Genomic DNA, 16,787 nt, shown 5'->3' on the forward strand with positions numbered 1-16,787 from the left:
CTGAAACTCAGTATATTGCTTAATGACCGAACAATCTTGGGCTGCCATGTCTTCCAACCGAATTGAGCAACAAAGCCTACCAACAACAAAGCGAGACTGGCGCATTGAGCACAGAGGAGGCTCAGGCTCGTGCTTTGGAAACCATTTCTGCGATGCGATTTGATGGTGGGAACTATATCTTCGTCGGAGACCGGGATGGATATCAATTGGCGACCGGAGTTTTGTCTCTTCTCGGTAAGAACATCATGGAACTTCAAGATAGTACCGGCGCCTACTTCGTCAAAGAGATGTATCAAACAGCTCAAAATGGTGGAGGTTTTGTCGACTATCGGTGGAAAAATCCAGATAGCGAGACTCTTGCGCCAAAAACAAGTTATGCGGTGATGGTTGAACCATGGGGGTGGATGGTTGGATCTGGGGTTAATATGGTCGCCTTGCAAGCGGTGACTTATCGAGCCGAGGTAACTTCAATCAGTTACGCGATCAGTATTTTAGTCGTGTTATCACTTGTGGTTGGCTATTTCATTAAAACCATTACTTCGCCTTTAAAGCGTACTTTACGAGCAATGAAAACCCTCTCTCAGGGGGAGGGGAATCTAACACAACGCCTACCCGAAGAAGGCAGCAAAGAACTGATTCATTTGGCACGTTATTTCAACCAGTTCGTTGCCTCGATTCAATCGATTATGCTCAATATTAGTGATGCCGGAACACAAGTATCGAAATCAGCCACTCAATTGGCTGACTCGGTACACCATATTGATGACAGCTTGATTCAACAGCAAAATGATGTAGATATGTTGGCGACAGCAATGACAGAAATGCTCGCTACCGTTGAAGAAGTGGCAGGAAGAACGGCCGAAGCGAACGAAGCCAGTCGATTTGCAGCCAAAGAAACACTAAACAGTCATACCATTATTAAAAACAATGTCACCGAGGCGAATGAGCTAGCGGAACAAATCGTCTCGGCCGCCCAAGTTGTACAGAAACTCGCTACCGACGCGCGTAATGTTGACACGGTTCTTGAAGTGATTCGTGGTGTCGCGGAGCAGACTAATCTGTTGGCACTCAATGCGGCGATTGAGGCAGCGCGCGCTGGTGAGCAAGGTCGTGGCTTTGCCGTTGTTGCTGATGAGGTGAGAACGCTGTCGCAGCGTACTCAAGAGTCTACTCTGGAGATTCAAAATATTATAGAGAAGCTACAAGCGGGCGCTGAAAATGTCGTAGTGATAATGAATCAGGGCACAGACAAAGCGAATAAGGCTTCGGCGTTATCCACTCAAGCCGGACAAACGCTCGACAAGATTAACCAAGAGGTTCATACCATTGAAGAGATGGCGCAACATATTGCGACCGCCGCAGAGCAACAAACGGCAACGGTCAATGATATTAACCGAAATGTGATCAGTTTAAGTGACATGGCGGTTTCGGTGTCGAGCGAGTCTGCGCAAATGGCGAGTTCAGGTCAAGAGCTTAGACATGTTTCTGAAAATCTCATGAATATGATCAACCGCTTTAAGCTGGCGTAGCATCTAATGAATTAAGGCGTTTGGCTGAACTCTTCATGATGGAAAGTCAGCTAATCGCCCCTCATCTCGATATCCGTTTTACCGCAATTATTCTGACAATTATGCTGAATTGAAATGCACAGGGCTTAACATCTTGCGTGATTTGATGTGTTAACTCATTGATTTTATTTGATATAAAATTAAATGAAGAAATACATATCTATTATGTGCACATAGTGTATAGTGTCGTCAGCTCAAACGGTGAGCTATTAATAATATATTTAGTTCAAGATCTTCTCAGTTTTTCGATTAAATTCGTCATATCTATCCTGCGATACCTTTTTCTTCATTCCTTATTTAGTAGCTTTCTTTATAATTCATTCAATGTATCGAGATATATTATGTCAAATAAAACAACTGGCTCAGTTAAATGGTTTAACGAAACTAAAGGCTTTGGATTTATCGCTCCTGACAACGGTGGCGCTGATCTATTCGTTCATTTCAAATCAATTGTTAGCGAAGGTTTCAAAACACTAGCTGAAGGTCAAAAGGTATCTTTTGATGTTGAGCAAGGTAGCAAAGGCCCACAAGCTGGTAATGTTACTTTAGTGTAATTTCTTTCTAAAAGATCTCCCTCTTAGTGGAGATCTTTTTTCTTCAAATTCAATAAGGAGTCAGATGACTCGAAAAAATAATCGCAAGACATATTGGTATTATGTTCTTCGTGAACAGAGAACAATCAAAGGACATAAACCTAATTGTTCGTTATAAAATTTTGTCTTCATCATGGTGAGATTTCTTGGTCTTCTCCCATACATCAGTTAAACAGCGATGTACTAAAACGTCATATTCTTCCTAGATTAAATACTAGCGATTTTGACCTGAGTTTTTCGTTTTGTGAACTTGAAAGTTCTGGTCAAATTAAAGATTCGTATGGGAAGGTTTTGGGCGATTTTTATATCCAAAATAGAGAAGGAGATTGAGAATTGAAAAAGCCAGCGAAGGGTACTACCCCCAAACCGGACAAAGGTAAAAGCACTGGTTCGGATGAAAGTTCTAACAATATTCATAAGATCAGAAAAAGAATTGAAAACATATTGCTAGAACGAGAAGAGAAAAAACTTTGGGATCTATAAGGTAAGAAGATATATGAGAAAACCTGTTAAAAAATCAAGCAAAAAAGCACAGAAAAATAACTTCGAAGAACGATTTGCTGCAATGGTAAAAGAGTATCAAGAAGCGAAAGAAGTTCTCGAGTCTATGACGGAAGGTTCTTCGGAGTATCTTACTCATAAAAAATTATGTGATAAGTTATTTGCAAATGCTGAGCGATATATTAATAAAAATTAATCGCTTAAAATGGGTTGATTGTATTCTCACTAAGCCTGCGTCTTAGTCGTTCACAATAGTTAACTTCATCTATGTTTATCTAATCGGGATAATCATTGACTTACTCTTGTCCACAAATCACTTACGCGGCGACAATGACCTGTGTTCGCCTAACATAACCGCCATTGTCAGTTAACGTGTCAGTGATTTCTCATTCAGCTACATCCAGTAGGCCCTTTAGTTTCTTCAGATACTGCAATATCGTTCAATAACTCTCTGGTGCGATTGGTTACCTTGGACAGGTAATAGAGGAGAACACCATGAATAGTGTATTGATCGCGATGCTCGCTTTTGCCTTTGTTGGGGCCGCCACACCGGGGCCAGTAAATCTTTTGGCGACAACCACGGCTGTTCAAAGAGGCAGCAAGGAAGCGTTCAAATTGGTCGTCAGCGCGTCATTGGCTTACGCGCTGGTCGTGTTTTTGTCTGGCAGCGTGATGCACCTTTTAGTCGAGGTGATGCCAGTACTGGAAGTCGTTCTGCGTTGGGCGGGAAGCTTTTTCTTGTTGTATCTTGCCTATCAGATATTTACTGCACCTGTGAGTCATTTGACTTGCACTGAGGCGAGTAGCTCTGGCTGGTGGCTTGGGGCCGTCACCCAAATACTCAACCCCAAAGCGTGGCTGGTTGCGATGTCTGGCGTCAGTTTATATGTCGTCGGTCAGGTAGATCAGCAGCAGTGGTTATGGGCGTTTACTACCGTCTCTTTAGTGTGCTGTTTAGCTGGTGTAGGACTGTGGGCTCTGACCGGCAGTGCTTTTGCTCGCTATTTATCGCAACCTAACAGACAACGCGTTTTTAATCGTACTATGGCGATTATTCTAGGTGCATCTGTTAGCATGATTTGGTATTAGGAGCGCAAAGGAGCTGCGCATGAAGATAGATAAAAGTGCTAACTTCAAACAGAGCACGGTATTACCTTGGATTGAGTTACGTATCGCTAACCAAAGCACCGCCTGTTATGAAGCGCATTCGCATGATGAGTTTTCATTTGGCATCATTCAGCAAGGGCGTGCGGATTATCGTAATCATCAAACAAGTCACCACATTGGTAAAGGTGACATTGTGACCATCAATCCGGCCGATGTTCACTCCTGCAACCCCGAAGCTGGCACCTGGTCCTACAGTATGTTGTTTGTTGATACCAAACAGATGGGAAAGGTTCAGCAAGAGATCCTAGGCCATCACCGGAGTGGTTACAGCGATGATTATACTCCTTTTTGTCATCCACTTGAGCGTGAGCCTCGTATTAAGCAAAGCTACTTAGCCCTGTTTAATGACCTTCAACGAGAAGCGAGTCAGCTTCAGGTTGAGTCGCGTCTGTATGATTTCGTTGCAACTGCATTTGGTACAAGCCTGATCCACAATAAGCAATCACCCTCATTACAGCTAAAACGTGTTCAAGAGAAGTTACTTGATGATGTTTCTTATTCACATCAGTTGGAGCAATTGGCTCAAGAAGCACAGATGAGTCGATACCAGTTACTAAGAGCGTTTAAACATCATTTTGGCCTGTCACCACACGCTTACCTGATGGATGAGAAGATCAAACGCGCTAAGGTGATGCTTAAATCTGGGCAAGAGATTGCGGACGTCGCTTTAGAGCTCGGCTTCTCCGATCAAGCCCATTTCCAACGCCAGTTTAAGAAGAAGATAGCGGTCACGCCGAAGTTTTATCAGTCGCATTTTTTCGATTGAGTGCTGGTAAGATGCTAAGCAATGCGCAAGCATAGTAGTTCCCTGCCGTATGGGAACTACTCACTATTCTGTTCGAAAACTTTCCCCTTCTGAACACTGCAAAAAGTTTCGTTCTGGCGATCACCAGAGAACCATAAAACCGAACACCCCGCGATGTTTATCGATCTTAAGACCTTAGAAGAGTTTTGAGCCAATCGCGGGACAAAGCCAGTCCCGACACTGGATTTTTCCAGTGCCGAGAAATATCTATATTGATTTCGATATCAAATCTGCTTTAAGCAATCCACCCTTAGTTAATAGCTTCGGAGAGAAGTTAGGGTTACGGCGTTGTTTATACGCAGCTAGTATTTTTTGAAGACCACTAGCCTCCAATAGAGAGATGTTGATCTCAGTATCCATATCTGCCGCGTCAATAAAGTCTTCTGAAAATTCTGGCGCAACGATTAACACTTGGGCAACTCGATGACCATTAGTTTCACAGCGTTTAACGTACGCTTTAACTTGTCTTGATGTGGTGGAATATTTAGCAAACTGTCCATTTTTAAATGATTTAGCTTCACCGACTATAACGTCATCATTTTCTAGAGAAACAATAATATCGGCTTTATCTTTCGCTGTATTAATGTCCTTGCGCAGATCTTCATCTACGTTCATTCCTAGTTGTTCTAGTATTGAGCGAGTAGTTTCTTCAAACTTAATTCCGATATCACTTTCTTTAATGTCTATCCCTACGGCGTGTAAGCCCTGTAAGTCGCGGCACGCCAGTAAGTGGTAGTTCTCAATTAGTTTGTCATTTGCGCTGGCGAAACTATCGATAATTTGGCTACGAGGGTTCCCTCTTCTTGGAAGACCCATATCGTTCCTAATCGTTTTTATCTCGTCGTTGCTATATAGGTACAGGATATCTAGTGGAGTGATGCTAAGAGCCTTCAACCTTTCAGGATCTAAGGTCTCTTTGTTTTCTATTTCAAAATCGGCTCTAATGCGTTCTTCGACATTTGGATCTGCCTGCGCTAGTGACTCTAGTAGCTCTTTATAACCACTTACACTTAAGGCATTAAATTCATCTTCTTCTGAAGTTTTGAGATAATCGATCAGCACATCAATTCTATCTTGCAGACGGGTGCCGATTCGAGAAATATCTAAATCCATATCTTCAATTAGCTGCTTGATGCGTTCTTTTCTCTGATTCTGAGTGGCGTCATCATTGTGTATATCAGTCATCAGAATGTTCTTAATAGATAGGCCTGAATGGGCAATCGTAGAGATTTTTTCCTGTCTCTCGATACCTCTAGTCCTGTATCCATGGTGCTTGAGAATGTTGGATAATTCCGCGTCAGAAAGAGACCTCAGAATTCTAAGTACAAACTTATCGTGAATTTCTTTACCGAGCACTTCATGAAGAATTTCTACAACTTCGTCTGCCACTAAAATTTCTGAACGACTACGGTTTATCAAGATGATTCCGTTTTCCCTCAAGTACTCAAGAGCCCCTTCAATACCTAGTTCAGGTATAGGGTCTACAGAATGTTCAATGGCATTAACTTCTTCTCTTGAGAGTCCTAAACGTTGTGATAGCACATTGAGTACACCACGTTCGTCTTCAGATATCTTTGCGGTTCTATTAGCTTTGAGATCATTATTGAAGGCTGTATGCATACAGGCTCTATAGATATCAAGACGAGTTAGTCGGCTATAATCACTAGATTCATGCTCTTCAATTTCTTTGATTAAAGAACAGCTCAAAGTATTAATCTCAGAGTATTCTTTTGCATATAAGCTTTCAATCCAAGGAATGGTGGCAATACAGTTTCCATCGCGCGCAAGAATGTTTATAAGCAAAGACGCTTGCGGTCCTCCAATAGCTACTTGCTCAATAATATGTTTCTTAAAATGCTCCTTCACGAGACTGAAAAGCTGATTGATTTCATTACCAGAAGCAGCTTTTAGCTGTCCATCAATCTTTTCTAGCTGCTTCGCTAGCTCAGGATCTGTCTTGTTGTCTTGGCACAATTTATCGATACAATTTATGAACTTTGAACGTTCTACTTGGTTGGTGTGATTCAATACTTGATTCAGTTTCATAACTGAGAAACCCTATAAAAAATACAGAAATAGTCATTGGATAATAACTCTGAGTATTTTTCTTACGTACTAATTGATATGAAACTGTTAACAATGTCACTGATGGAGTATGAAAACTAGTAACTCTATCCCAAACTCCCCAAATCCAGACTTAGGTCAATGCTTTTGTCGGTCTTGGCTTTGTCTACAATAACTCACATGCATATATATCATATAGGCGGTTACTACCATGATCGTGTTTCGGTAGGGTTAGCGAGTACAGCCCTTGATATATCTACATCAAGGGCTGGTTTAGATTAGGGATTTAGAGATCGTCGGGGATCGTTTTTGTGTGTATTACTCTATTGCTTTGGCTATTTTATGCTAGAATTTTCTAGTAAGGCATATTGTATCAGGCTGCTTCGGTACTTAACGTTTTGTAGCGGTGTAATGTTGACATACGGGTGTTGATCATAGAAACTAGCCATGTAAGCATTCTTACACAGCAATTTAAGGAAATAGTTGCTTCAAGCTATATTAGGATTTCATCAAGGAGCTTTTATATGAAGACTATCTACCGCGAAGAAGACTGGGGTTTCTCACTACCACACTGTGAGTAGAAGCTAGTTTCATGTAACAGATTTAGAAAAAAGGAAGACTGCGGTCTTCCTTTTTTAGGTTTAGGACCATTAGATGACGGATATTGTTCTCTCTGAGTTAACACGAATTTGGAAAGCTTACCCAATGTTTTATGTTGCTTTTGCAGCTTTCCTCGTAGCTTGGAAAACTCTACTTGCAAATGCAAAAGCGACAAAAATTAAAAACTCAATTGATTTTGAAAGCTCTTATAAACATAAGGACTCAATCAAAAAGTCTTCAGACAAGGTTCTAGAGCTAATTACTTCTCATGAAAATACAGATGAGTTGAATCAGAAATTGTTTGAAATATCAATAAAGCAAGATCGTACTTTAGCAGATAGTGACTATATACACATCAATGACTTTTTAAATGAGTGGGAGCGGTGTGCTAATGGTGTTTACTATGGTGTCTATGACGAAAAGTTTTTATATGGTACTTATGCTGGAACACTAACAACGGCTTTCATGAAGCTACTCCCATTTATACTTATGCGGCAAGGAGGAACTCGTGAAAGGGTGTACATAAAGACCGAATGGTTGGCTCTCAAGTGGATCATTAACCAGCATAAGGAAAAAGGGTTAGTACTGGACACTAACCTCGAAAAAAGCTACCGCTTATTATGTTCACATCACAAAGCTATTTATGGTCATCCAATTAAGCGTACTATAACAAAGTACTACCGAACAGCTATTAGAGCCGATTCTCCTTCAGAGGAGCTACATCAGTGTCGAAAATTGATGATTACTTACTTGGTTAAAAAAAATAGCTACTCGACTAGTCCTGAGTAAAAAACTCTAGCCGCTCCAAACATCACCTTTACACAGCTCGGGCTACAGGTCTGGATCAGGTGGCTGGCCCACGGTATCAATGATCCCTTCGACGGACGTCAGTGTGTGAAACCGAATTCAGGGCGGGCATTAGCATCAATTCTCTCCTCGGGCTGTACTCCATATCTTTACTCTTAACTACCTCAACTTGCCGAACTCACGTTGAATGTGAAAATTTGCTCCTCTTTCAAGAACATCATTGCTTCCTGAAGGGTAGGGAAGAGCGCTAACTCCTTACCGTGCGATAGCAGATAGATGGCTTCACAGTGTGCCGGGCTAAACACCGAAATCGCCCAGCCTAAGAAGTCACCCTTGGTATCAGACTTAATGAACACGCAGGGAGGGTGGTGAACCACACTGTCTAATGCGCGAGCAACAGCGCAGAAATCCTTGGCCACTAAGCCTCGCTCGCTGGAATGTATTTTTGAAACTTTCATACCGCTGTAAGCTCCTGTGCATCCATTACAATGTAACCGCCAGCCGATTCAACTGCCGAATCTAACGAGTCAAACTCGCCAAGCGGAGTGACTTCGGGTTCAAAGGTCTGGCTGTGGCGCTTGAGGGCGACATCACCAAATAAACGAAGGGCGAAATCTCCCCTGCGAGAATGGAGTTGTTTAGAGCGCGTTTAATGAAGCTTTCTGCCTCGCTACTTGGCGCAATATGAGCGCTAACCAGGTTAAGCTTGCGTAGCATATCTGCTCGTAGGCGATAGGTGTTGGCTATCTCTGTGAGCTCATTGCGGTGACGTTGGCGAAACAAGCTGCATGTCTTGTTGTACTTATGTTGTACATCCGCCAAAAAGACGTACATTGTTTGGTTTGCTTCTATATCAGACACTCTCTACAACGCGTAAGGGTTCAGTTAGCCGAGCTGAACCATCGCTTCGCGGGCGGCGATTACCATCACCGCCACCATATTGATCAGCGTCTTTTCTCTAGGGGGCGCTAGCGTGACATACGGACAAGCTATGGTGGTCATGAATGGTTGGTTCATAGTTCGTCCCTCTTACTTATTGGAGCGGCATCATTCATTGCTTCCTTACCAAGCTCTTTCTTTACTTCTTTAAGGCGTTTTTTACGTTTATTGCGTCGGGCTTGCCTTTGATTTTGATGGAGCCATTGCCACTTCTGGACAATCTGCATCTCTTCATCGGAAAGTTTGCCTTGAATAGTGAACTCATGCTTGGCAGCGCGAATACGTAAATCAATCAGATCAGCGAGGTCATCAAGGTGAACCATAAACGGGCTGCGTTTGTGATCTTCCATTCGGAAAGTGGGAATAGGTAAAGATTGGCTGTTTGCTTTGCCATTGGCGGTTTCGGCGTTGATATGGAAGAACTCTTCGCAAATATCGCCCAACGCTACAATCGGTGTGCCAAAACGAGCATGGAGTGCATATTTTGTATTCATAATCAGTGCCCTACATCACTACACGCCGAGACGAGCATGTGATACATTGGTGAATCGGTGTTAATCGGTCTAAAACCACATTAAGAATTGCTGTTTAAGTGGATTTTCTCGAATTATCTAGAGTTTTCTCGGATTTTGTTGGAATGATAGATCGGAATAATAAGATTGGTCAATGTCTGTTTTAAGGGTTTTTCGTGCGCGAATGGTTTAAAACTTCGGATTTACAGGGAATAGCTGGGTTTCCAACGACCCCTCAAGGTTTCAGTCAAAAAGCTAAAAAAGCTGATTGGATATCCCGCAGAGCTAGCGGAAGAGGCGCTGGGCTTGAATATCACATCTCAAATTTTGATGAAGAAGTGATTGCTGAACTACGCGCAAAGTATGGTGATGACGTTATTCCTGATAATGTGACGGAAATCGCAAACGTAAAAACCGTGAATGCCGTCTCTCAAATTGAAAATATGTGTGCTGTTCCCGTCTATAACGTCTATGCAGCTTGCGGTTTCAGTACATTGAACGATGCTGAGTTTCAACTTCGCACTGAGTTCCTCCCATGTGAATGGCTAAAGCGTTTCGGATTAACAGAAGAAACCGCCAGAATCATTATCTGTCACGGCGACTCAATGGACGATACCTTAAGTGATGGCGATGAGGTTCTTGTCGATATTCGAAGATTAGAACACCCAGTTAAGCACGGCGTGTACGTCGTTCGTATCGGTAAACATGTCTACATTAAACGTCTGAAGTACAACATTATGGCAGAAGGCTATGAAGTTATCTCAGACAACAAAGAAGAATATGATTCATTTATCGTGAACGAGGACAAACTCAACGAGTTCGCGGTGATAGGAAAAGTCGTCACCACCGTCATGAAGGCGGTGGTTTAGAAACGCAAAGGCGACTTTAGGGTCGCCTTTTTTATCTAAATCAAGTCGTTCGGAGGGGCGTTAAGCTAAAGCATTTCTGCCTCAATCTGATTTATCCCTAAATTTTTGACTAGCTACATAGGCGGTTATTGACCTACTTATTCTAATAGCTAATTATGTGTTTGATAGCAGTTGTTACAGTCTTGTATATTTTGGAGGTCAAATGGATGTTCTCGTAGAGCAAGAGATTGAATTACACCAATATGAAACACGCCAAAATAAAGCGGATATTGAACGTTTAATCCATCCTGGTTTTTCTGAAATAGGTAAGTCTGGGAACTCTTATGACTTTGCTTCTGTCATCACAATGATGACAACAGAAAAGCCGTCAAACACCCGAGTTCATTCGCAGAAATATGAATGTATCCAACTTGAGCCGTCGGTTCAGCTACTAAAGTACGAGTCAGCTTTGGTAAATGAGTGTGGAGAAATTAGTAACTATGCTAAACGTTGTTCCATTTGGGTTTTCACCGGTACTTGCTGGCAATTGAAGTACCATCAAGGTACGCCTTGCTCTCCCTTCGAACTAGAACCGATACAAACCCTTGTCCGCTAGTACACAGCTAGAAAAGTTCGCAGCAAACTCACCTTTGCCCCAAAATCAGTTACGGAGCGAAGCTTGGAGAAAGATCATCGGGTAGATTTGACATATAAAAGCTAATGGTTGGCAAAAGGCAAGACTTGACCCCATCACATTCTGTTTCTGAAGTCCGCAAGAAAGTAGAGCAAAGCTAGACTTCAGCACAGTTGATGCTTTAGCTAGCATATATCCCTAAGTAACAGTTGGTGGACTGGCTACGGTCGTATTTAATCAAGGAAGGGGTTAACTTCGGCGTATCGTCAATGCCTGAGCGTATAACGGTTAGTGTCAAATGGTAGGGTACGTCTGGTGCACTAAGGTTGTTGTGATAAGTGACTGATTTTGTGTTCTGAAGTTTGTTACTTTACAAAACGAGTGGCATATTCATAGTTAAGAACTGTATGACTTACGCATATGGTGGCTGTTTAGACGATGCAAAGGACATGAGTAATGAAAATAATTTCAGTCATTAACTATAAAGGTGGGGTTGGTAAAACAACCGTCACAGCTAACATTGCCGCAGAGTTAGCAAGGCGCAACAAGAAAGTTTTACTTTTAGACATGGACGCTCAAGCAAGCTTAACTTTTTCCTTCATTAGTCCAGACTTTTGGAATCAAAGTTTAAAAGACACGCATACCATAAAAAACTACTTCGATGCCATCAGTCAAGGCTATGCCCCTCCGCAATTATCTAATTTTGTAGTTAGACCACAAAACGTGAACAATAATATTCATCAGCTTGGTTCTACTGGCGTTGTAGATCTCATTTCATCACATTTAGGGCTAATTAACGTTGACTTGGAGCTAGCGACGTTGCTCGGTGGAGCAAATATGAACCAAGCCAAACTCAATTACATTAAGGTGCATGGAAAACTAAGAGATTCAATCATTGAATACGCCACCGGAAACTACGACGTTGTATTGATTGATTGTCCACCAAACTTCAATATTGTTACAAAGAATGCGCTTATCGCCTCGGATCAAATCTTGATTCCAGCTAAGCCAGATTACTTATCAACACTTGGCATTGACTATTTACACAGAAGCGTTACACAGTTGATTCGAGAGTTCAACGAGTTTGCTGCCATGGATCCTAGCGTAACGCAATCAAACCCTCATATGCTGGGTGTTGTTTTTACAATGATTCAAATATATGCGTCGCAGCCCATTGGATCGCAGCAACAATTTATTACTCAAACTCAGCGACTCGGTATTCCGACGTTTTCAACGTATTTTAGAGAGAATAAATCAATTTTCGCATCTGCTCCACAAGATGGTATCCCTGTAACACTACACGAGTACAATAGAGGTACGTATTCGGACGTGGTGACAGAAATTAATGCTTTCGTTGATGAATTTCAAAGGGTTGCAGGTGTATAAATGAACGCTAAAATTTTTGCCAAGCTTTTCCATGAGCTTGCTAATGAACTGGAGAATCTCTCAGAATCAGATATCAAGAAGTTAGAGAGTGGAAACTATTCATTGGGATTGAAAGTACTAAAGAAAGCAGGGTCTAAAGCAGCGACTCATAGCTTAGATGATAACGTTATTTCAGAAGTCCTCAATCAATTAAATGGTTGCGAAAGTCGAGAGCTAGGACTAGACGTTTTAAATAAGTACTTCAAAAACAAGAAAGAATTAGAATGGTTCGCTAAACAAATAAATGTTTATGTCATGAAACAGGACAAAGTTGATAAGGTAAGAGAAAAAATAATTGAAGGCACAATTGGCGCAACTTTAAGGTCTAGTGCCATTCAACGAAATGAATCTTGATTGCTAGGTGTATAGAAAAGCGAGCAAATGCTCGCTTCAACCTTCTTCACCCAATATCTTATCGATAGCTTGTTCTATCTGCTCAAATGAGCCATTCATTCGCGCCTTTCTTAAAGCCACTAAATCAGACAACTTGCCAAGTGAACTGTTAAGAATTGAAGTGGCATCATGCTTTAACAAATCATCGGTAAAGTCAGACACATCCATTTCTTCTTGAACTCTATCTAGTTCAAATAAGGCATTAAAGACAGCAAGTTGAGTAGCGACTTTCGAACCTAGTACAGACTTCTTGGCGACATCACGCGCTAGGGTGCTCGGGGTCAGGTCTTTCATTTTGCCCTAGCCAAATTTATCCGAATATCTGGCATTCATAAGAAATCGCAACACGGAATTGTCCATACTCGTGGTACACCAAACTGTTTTGGCGCTGTGATCACCAAGCGATTCTGTCGTACCTTTCCTTGAAAGGACACATGCTTAAAAGGACACACACCTAAATCAACGGCGTTCCATAAAGTCCTTTAACTCTCTAGCCCCTTGATAATCTAACGCCATGTCTTTGTAGAGGTGGATGTGGTTGACGATATCAAAGTCACCATCGAGGTGGGATTGGAATTGTTTGAGGTTTTGTTCCATCATCGCTCGATGTCAGTGTGATAAATAACCAGTAACGTTGACAGCGTCGTCAGGAGCAAAGAAAATTAAGGCGTTTGCAAGACTCACTGATAGGAAGTGAGAGCAGGCAGAGACGAGAGTGACCATTTTAACCGAAAGGGTATCGATAATGGCAATAAAGAGTAGTACATTTGGGCGACTAGAGCTTTCAGGTGAAGATGCTAAGCAATTTGCAAAGCAGGTTCGCGAAGCAAAAGTTAACCCACATGCCAAGAAAGCGCTAGCACGTGGTCGTGAAGCCTTAGCCAAAATGCGCGCCGCGCAAGCATAGTAGTTCCCTGGCGTATGGGAACTACTAACTATTCGATTCGAAAACTTTCCCCTTCAGATAACTGCAAAAAGTTTCGTTCCGGCGATCAAGCCTTCGCTCCTTTAAAGACCTTCCTACAAAAACAAGCTTGTAACTTTCAAGAGTCAATGATTGGCATTAGTTATGTCTGCATTGAGCTTGGATAGATCAAACAGCTGAGCTGTTAGGATGGCCACCTTAGCATATTTCTCGAGATCACTATTTCCAGAGCTTTTCAGCAACTTAAACACTAAGCGCAACGCATAGTAAAAATGCTAGGCGTTGCCCCCTTCTTGAACTGTTTGCTATTTGATTTTTTACAGGCGTATTGTGCGAACTGGATTGCTATTATTCCACGTTACGAACTTAGCCAACTCATCGGAATCAATATGGCAAGGATCCCTGAAATAAATATTAATTCGTCCCTCAAGCTCTTCATGTGGCTCAACATCGACAATACTTCCGACTAAAGCAACACCTTTGGCATTTGTCAGAACCACAAAAGAAGAGTCTCTTGCGTTACTGATACTGGCTTTAAAACCATGAGCTCTTAGCTTAAATGTGCTTTCTTGAATACTATTTTTTTCTGTTAGGTCATCATTTAATCGTACAACAATACAATTTTTATTGCGCTCACCAAAAATAGGTTGAGCTAGCCGACGCTCAACTTCTGCCAACAAAGATTCTTTCCTTATTTTATTCACTATCTTTCCTTTTCTATAGGACTCGCTGAATGCATATGTTAATTAAACTAAAAATCAATAGCTTAATCTGTTCGGGAGGCTTAATTTGATGTGACTTACTATGCCGTTTGGGAGTGTGTGAAATGCGCATTGCCTGAGCATGTTCCAAGTGGCGACAACTGTCAGTTAACCTCGGTTTTTGTCGGTTATTGTCAGTAAATCGCCACTATTTAGTTAAGCTGGTTTGTAATTAAATCAGCTAGTTACGCTACCTCAGTCTCATCTGCGATAAAACCACCCGTCTGATGAGCCCATAACTGGGCGTAGATACCGCCACTTTCAACTAGCTCTTGGTGGGTGCCTTGTTCAACGATTTCGCCTTTATCTAACACGATTAAGCGATCCATTGCAGCGATGGTCGATAGTCGGTGAGCAATCGCAATTACAGTTTTGCCTTGCATAAGCTCGTTAAGACTCTCTTGGATTGCCGCTTCTACTTCCGAGTCGAGAGCAGAGGTGGCTTCATCAAGGATAAGCAGCGGCGCATCTTTGAGTAGCACGCGAGAGATTGCGATACGCTGGCGTTGGCCACCCGAAAGTTTCACGCCTCGTTCACCTACTTGAGCATCGTAGCCCGTGTTACCAAACGGGTCACTGAGCGCTTGAATAAATTCATCAGCATGGGCTTGTTTAGTCGCTTTTAGAAGGTCTTCTTCTGACGCGTCAGGGTTGCCATACAAGATGTTATCGCGAATCGAGCGGTGTAGCAGGGACGTGTCTTGCGTCACCATACCAATCTTGCTACGTAGGGAATCTTGAGTGACGTCTGAGATCACCTGACCATCAATTTTAATCTTGCCGCTTTCAACATCGTGGAAGCGCAATAGCAAGTTGACTAAGGTGGATTTGCCCGCGCCCGAGCGACCCACTAGGCCCACTTTTTCACCCGGCTTGATATTGAGATTTAAGTGGTTAATGACCCCTTTCTTTTTATCGCCGTAATGAAAACTGACGTCCTCAAATTCAATACCGCCTTGCTTAACTTCCAACGGCAGAGCGTTTGGCTTATCTTGGATATCAATTGGCTTCGCCATGGTTTTCATGCCGTCCACTACCGTACCCATGTTTTCGAACAGCGCACCGACTTCCCACATGATCCACATCGACATACCGTTGATACGCAGAGCGAGGGCGATCGCAATCGCGATAGCGCCGATACTGATTGAGTTGTCCATCCATAGATAGATCGATAGGGCACCAATTGAGAAGACTAAGATGTAGTTAGTAATTTCAACCGCGACATCAAAGCCAGTGACCAGTCTCATTTGGCGATAAACAGTGTCAAGGAAACCCGTCATGCCTTTTTCAGCATATTCAGTTTCCCTTTTGCTGTGTGAAAACAGCTTAACAGTAGCGATGTTGGTGTAACTATCTACGATACGTCCTGTCATAGTTGAACGGGCGTCTGCTTGTTCCGACGCGACTTGCTTCAGCTTTGGTACAAAATAAATTTGGATGCAGATATAGCAAGCTAGCCAGATCACCATTGGGATCATCAGACGCCAGTCAGCTTGAGCAAGTAAGACGACGATAGAGGTAAAGTAGACCGAAACGTAGACGAACACATCCATCGACTTCATTACCGTTTCTCGCACCGCAAGAGAGGTCTGCATGACTTTCGTTGCCACACGACCAGCAAAGTCATCTTGATAAAAGTTGAGACTCTGTTTGAGCAGATAACGGTGTGTGAGCCAACGAATCGACATTGGGTAGTTACCCAGTAACGTCTGGTGTACCAAAAGTGAGTAACAGACAACAAGAATAGGCATCACTACCAGAAGCAACATTCCGTAGAAAATGAGCGCGCTCTGGTTATCTTGCCAAAATGTCTCTGGGTTACTGTTTGACAGCCAGTCAACCAGATTGCCCATTGCGCCAAACAGGGATACTTCGACGATCGCAACAATGGTTGACATGATCGACATGATAATCAGCGGGATTTCAAACCCTCGAGTATAGTGACGGCAAAAGGCAAAGATGCCCGTTGGCGGCTGATCTGGCTCCTGTTGTGGGAAAGGCTGAGTAAAGCCTTCGAACTTCTTAAACATATGTATTTCCTAAACACGCAAATAAAGCAGAAGAGATGCCGTAAGGCACGAGCGTTCGTCCATAAATAGGAAGGGTTCGGTTATGGTATACCCTCGTTCTATGAAATGTAACCAGTTTATTATTCTTTCCCTTGCATAATATTCATCGACCTCTGGATGAGTTTTGTTCTGGCAGTAATTTTAACTGTTATACGTGGATGGCTCAGTTAAACTTA

Annotated in this window: 21 protein-coding genes; 12 read left to right on the forward strand and 9 right to left on the reverse strand. The window is 42.4% G+C overall.

The features are described from left to right. The first annotated feature begins 62 nt into the window (after nucleotides 1-62). The 6 genes from ACQEXT_RS11315 (at nucleotide 63) to ACQEXT_RS11340 (ending at nucleotide 4,595) form a co-directional block, all read left to right on the forward strand. Nucleotides 63-1,529, forward strand: a complete 1,467-nt coding sequence (locus ACQEXT_RS11315) for a methyl-accepting chemotaxis protein (RefSeq protein WP_426952081.1) — start codon at nucleotides 63-65, stop codon at nucleotides 1,527-1,529. A gap of 380 nt (nucleotides 1,530-1,909) precedes the next feature. After that, entirely contained in the window at nucleotides 1,910-2,122 is a 213-nt protein-coding gene (gene cspE, locus ACQEXT_RS11320; RefSeq protein WP_138971670.1) for a transcription antiterminator/RNA stability regulator CspE, read from the forward strand. 372 nt (nucleotides 2,123-2,494) lie between these two features. After that, on the forward strand, nucleotides 2,495-2,644 hold the full coding sequence (locus ACQEXT_RS11325) for a hypothetical protein (protein ID WP_171052167.1): 150 nt from the start codon (nucleotides 2,495-2,497) through the stop codon (nucleotides 2,642-2,644). A gap of 13 nt (nucleotides 2,645-2,657) precedes the next feature. Next, complete coding sequence (locus tag ACQEXT_RS11330) at nucleotides 2,658-2,858, forward strand: hypothetical protein (protein ID WP_138971672.1); 201 nt, start codon at nucleotides 2,658-2,660, stop codon at nucleotides 2,856-2,858. 299 nt (nucleotides 2,859-3,157) lie between these two features. Continuing rightward, on the forward strand, nucleotides 3,158-3,751 hold the full coding sequence (locus ACQEXT_RS11335) for a LysE family translocator (RefSeq protein WP_426952084.1): 594 nt from the start codon (nucleotides 3,158-3,160) through the stop codon (nucleotides 3,749-3,751). A gap of 19 nt (nucleotides 3,752-3,770) precedes the next feature. After that, nucleotides 3,771-4,595, forward strand: coding sequence for an AraC family transcriptional regulator (locus ACQEXT_RS11340; protein ID WP_426952086.1), 825 nt, complete (start codon nucleotides 3,771-3,773; stop codon nucleotides 4,593-4,595). A 246-nt stretch (nucleotides 4,596-4,841) separates the two neighbouring features. On the opposite strand, the gene ACQEXT_RS11345 is transcribed toward ACQEXT_RS11340, so the two are convergent. Further along, on the reverse strand, nucleotides 4,842-6,680 hold the full coding sequence (locus ACQEXT_RS11345; RefSeq protein WP_426952088.1) for a hypothetical protein: 1,839 nt from the start codon (nucleotides 6,678-6,680) through the stop codon (nucleotides 4,842-4,844). A 672-nt stretch (nucleotides 6,681-7,352) separates the two neighbouring features. Here ACQEXT_RS11345 and ACQEXT_RS11350 point away from each other — a divergent pair. Further along, nucleotides 7,353-8,087 carry a DUF4760 domain-containing protein gene (locus ACQEXT_RS11350; RefSeq protein ID WP_426952089.1) on the forward strand — a complete coding sequence of 245 codons (735 nt, stop codon included), beginning with the start codon at nucleotides 7,353-7,355 and terminating at the stop codon, nucleotides 8,085-8,087. A 182-nt stretch (nucleotides 8,088-8,269) separates the two neighbouring features. On the opposite strand, the gene ACQEXT_RS11355 is transcribed toward ACQEXT_RS11350, so the two are convergent. The 4 genes from ACQEXT_RS11355 to ACQEXT_RS11370 form a co-directional block, all read right to left on the reverse strand. Beyond that, nucleotides 8,270-8,563 carry a hypothetical protein gene (locus ACQEXT_RS11355; protein ID WP_426952091.1) on the reverse strand — a complete coding sequence of 98 codons (294 nt, stop codon included), beginning with the start codon at nucleotides 8,561-8,563 and terminating at the stop codon, nucleotides 8,270-8,272. Between the two features lie 61 nt (nucleotides 8,564-8,624). Next, nucleotides 8,625-8,966, reverse strand: coding sequence for a hypothetical protein (locus ACQEXT_RS11360; protein WP_426952092.1), 342 nt, complete (start codon nucleotides 8,964-8,966; stop codon nucleotides 8,625-8,627). A 24-nt stretch (nucleotides 8,967-8,990) separates the two neighbouring features. Next, nucleotides 8,991-9,122, reverse strand: coding sequence for a hypothetical protein (locus tag ACQEXT_RS11365; protein WP_426952093.1), 132 nt, complete (start codon nucleotides 9,120-9,122; stop codon nucleotides 8,991-8,993). Next, nucleotides 9,119-9,538 carry a pyocin activator PrtN family protein gene (locus ACQEXT_RS11370; RefSeq protein WP_426952095.1) on the reverse strand — a complete coding sequence of 140 codons (420 nt, stop codon included), beginning with the start codon at nucleotides 9,536-9,538 and terminating at the stop codon, nucleotides 9,119-9,121. Before ACQEXT_RS11370 ends, ACQEXT_RS11365 begins: the two co-directional genes overlap by 4 nt. Nucleotides 9,539-9,732: 194 nt before the next feature. Here ACQEXT_RS11370 and ACQEXT_RS11375 point away from each other — a divergent pair, with 194 nt between their 5' ends. The 4 genes from ACQEXT_RS11375 (at nucleotide 9,733) to ACQEXT_RS11390 (ending at nucleotide 12,817) form a co-directional block, all read left to right on the forward strand. Continuing rightward, complete coding sequence (locus tag ACQEXT_RS11375) at nucleotides 9,733-10,425, forward strand: helix-turn-helix domain-containing protein (protein ID WP_138971677.1); 693 nt, start codon at nucleotides 9,733-9,735, stop codon at nucleotides 10,423-10,425. 202 nt (nucleotides 10,426-10,627) lie between these two features. After that, nucleotides 10,628-11,020: a DUF4440 domain-containing protein gene (locus ACQEXT_RS11380; protein WP_138971678.1), complete on the forward strand. Its 393-nt coding sequence runs from the start codon at nucleotides 10,628-10,630 to the stop codon at nucleotides 11,018-11,020. Between the two features lie 474 nt (nucleotides 11,021-11,494). Continuing rightward, nucleotides 11,495-12,424, forward strand: coding sequence for a ParA family protein (locus tag ACQEXT_RS11385; protein WP_140271896.1), 930 nt, complete (start codon nucleotides 11,495-11,497; stop codon nucleotides 12,422-12,424). Continuing rightward, on the forward strand, nucleotides 12,425-12,817 hold the full coding sequence (locus ACQEXT_RS11390; RefSeq protein WP_426952098.1) for a hypothetical protein: 393 nt from the start codon (nucleotides 12,425-12,427) through the stop codon (nucleotides 12,815-12,817). A 36-nt stretch (nucleotides 12,818-12,853) separates the two neighbouring features. On the opposite strand, the gene ACQEXT_RS11395 is transcribed toward ACQEXT_RS11390, so the two are convergent. After that, a complete protein-coding gene (locus ACQEXT_RS11395) occupies nucleotides 12,854-13,150 on the reverse strand; it encodes a hypothetical protein (RefSeq protein WP_426952099.1) in 297 nt (98 codons plus the stop codon). A 165-nt stretch (nucleotides 13,151-13,315) separates the two neighbouring features. Further along, nucleotides 13,316-13,456, reverse strand: coding sequence for a hypothetical protein (locus tag ACQEXT_RS11400; protein ID WP_426952100.1), 141 nt, complete (start codon nucleotides 13,454-13,456; stop codon nucleotides 13,316-13,318). A 145-nt stretch (nucleotides 13,457-13,601) separates the two neighbouring features. Here ACQEXT_RS11400 and ACQEXT_RS11405 point away from each other — a divergent pair, with 145 nt between their 5' ends. Then, complete coding sequence (locus ACQEXT_RS11405; protein WP_167489421.1) at nucleotides 13,602-13,763, forward strand: hypothetical protein; 162 nt, start codon at nucleotides 13,602-13,604, stop codon at nucleotides 13,761-13,763. Between the two features lie 335 nt (nucleotides 13,764-14,098). Here the strand turns inward: ACQEXT_RS11405 and ACQEXT_RS11410 are convergent, their stop codons facing one another. Both ACQEXT_RS11410 and ACQEXT_RS11415 read right to left on the reverse strand, forming a co-directional pair. After that, entirely contained in the window at nucleotides 14,099-14,485 is a 387-nt protein-coding gene (locus ACQEXT_RS11410) for a hypothetical protein (RefSeq protein WP_426952102.1), read from the reverse strand. A 242-nt stretch (nucleotides 14,486-14,727) separates the two neighbouring features. After that, on the reverse strand, nucleotides 14,728-16,572 hold the full coding sequence (locus ACQEXT_RS11415) for an ABC transporter ATP-binding protein (RefSeq protein WP_331416797.1): 1,845 nt from the start codon (nucleotides 16,570-16,572) through the stop codon (nucleotides 14,728-14,730). Nucleotides 16,573-16,787 lie beyond the last annotated feature (215 nt).

The organism is Vibrio sp. TRT 29B02 (genome assembly GCF_050113655.1).
GTDB lineage: Bacteria > Pseudomonadota > Gammaproteobacteria > Enterobacterales > Vibrionaceae > Vibrio.

Coding starts and splice junctions, on each gene's coding strand:
- ACQEXT_RS11415 (WP_331416797.1), bottom strand. CDS start 16,572: ATGTTTAAGAAGTTCGAAGGCTTTACTCAGCCTTTCCCACAACAGGAG.
- ACQEXT_RS11395 (WP_426952099.1), bottom strand. CDS start 13,150: ATGAAAGACCTGACCCCGAGCACCCTAGCGCGTGATGTCGCCAAGAAG.
- ACQEXT_RS11370 (WP_426952095.1), bottom strand. CDS start 9,538: ATGAATACAAAATATGCACTCCATGCTCGTTTTGGCACACCGATTGTA.
- ACQEXT_RS11390 (WP_426952098.1), top strand. CDS start 12,425: ATGAACGCTAAAATTTTTGCCAAGCTTTTCCATGAGCTTGCTAATGAA.
- ACQEXT_RS11345 (WP_426952088.1), bottom strand. CDS start 6,680: ATGAAACTGAATCAAGTATTGAATCACACCAACCAAGTAGAACGTTCA.
- ACQEXT_RS11380 (WP_138971678.1), top strand. CDS start 10,628: ATGGATGTTCTCGTAGAGCAAGAGATTGAATTACACCAATATGAAACA.
- ACQEXT_RS11385 (WP_140271896.1), top strand. CDS start 11,495: ATGAAAATAATTTCAGTCATTAACTATAAAGGTGGGGTTGGTAAAACA.
- ACQEXT_RS11405 (WP_167489421.1), top strand. CDS start 13,602: ATGGCAATAAAGAGTAGTACATTTGGGCGACTAGAGCTTTCAGGTGAA.
- ACQEXT_RS11350 (WP_426952089.1), top strand. CDS start 7,353: ATGACGGATATTGTTCTCTCTGAGTTAACACGAATTTGGAAAGCTTAC.
- ACQEXT_RS11340 (WP_426952086.1), top strand. CDS start 3,771: ATGAAGATAGATAAAAGTGCTAACTTCAAACAGAGCACGGTATTACCT.
- ACQEXT_RS11400 (WP_426952100.1), bottom strand. CDS start 13,456: ATGATGGAACAAAACCTCAAACAATTCCAATCCCACCTCGATGGTGAC.
- ACQEXT_RS11355 (WP_426952091.1), bottom strand. CDS start 8,563: ATGAAAGTTTCAAAAATACATTCCAGCGAGCGAGGCTTAGTGGCCAAG.
- ACQEXT_RS11335 (WP_426952084.1), top strand. CDS start 3,158: ATGAATAGTGTATTGATCGCGATGCTCGCTTTTGCCTTTGTTGGGGCC.
- ACQEXT_RS11365 (WP_426952093.1), bottom strand. CDS start 9,122: ATGAACCAACCATTCATGACCACCATAGCTTGTCCGTATGTCACGCTA.
- ACQEXT_RS11330 (WP_138971672.1), top strand. CDS start 2,658: ATGAGAAAACCTGTTAAAAAATCAAGCAAAAAAGCACAGAAAAATAAC.
- cspE (WP_138971670.1), top strand. CDS start 1,910: ATGTCAAATAAAACAACTGGCTCAGTTAAATGGTTTAACGAAACTAAA.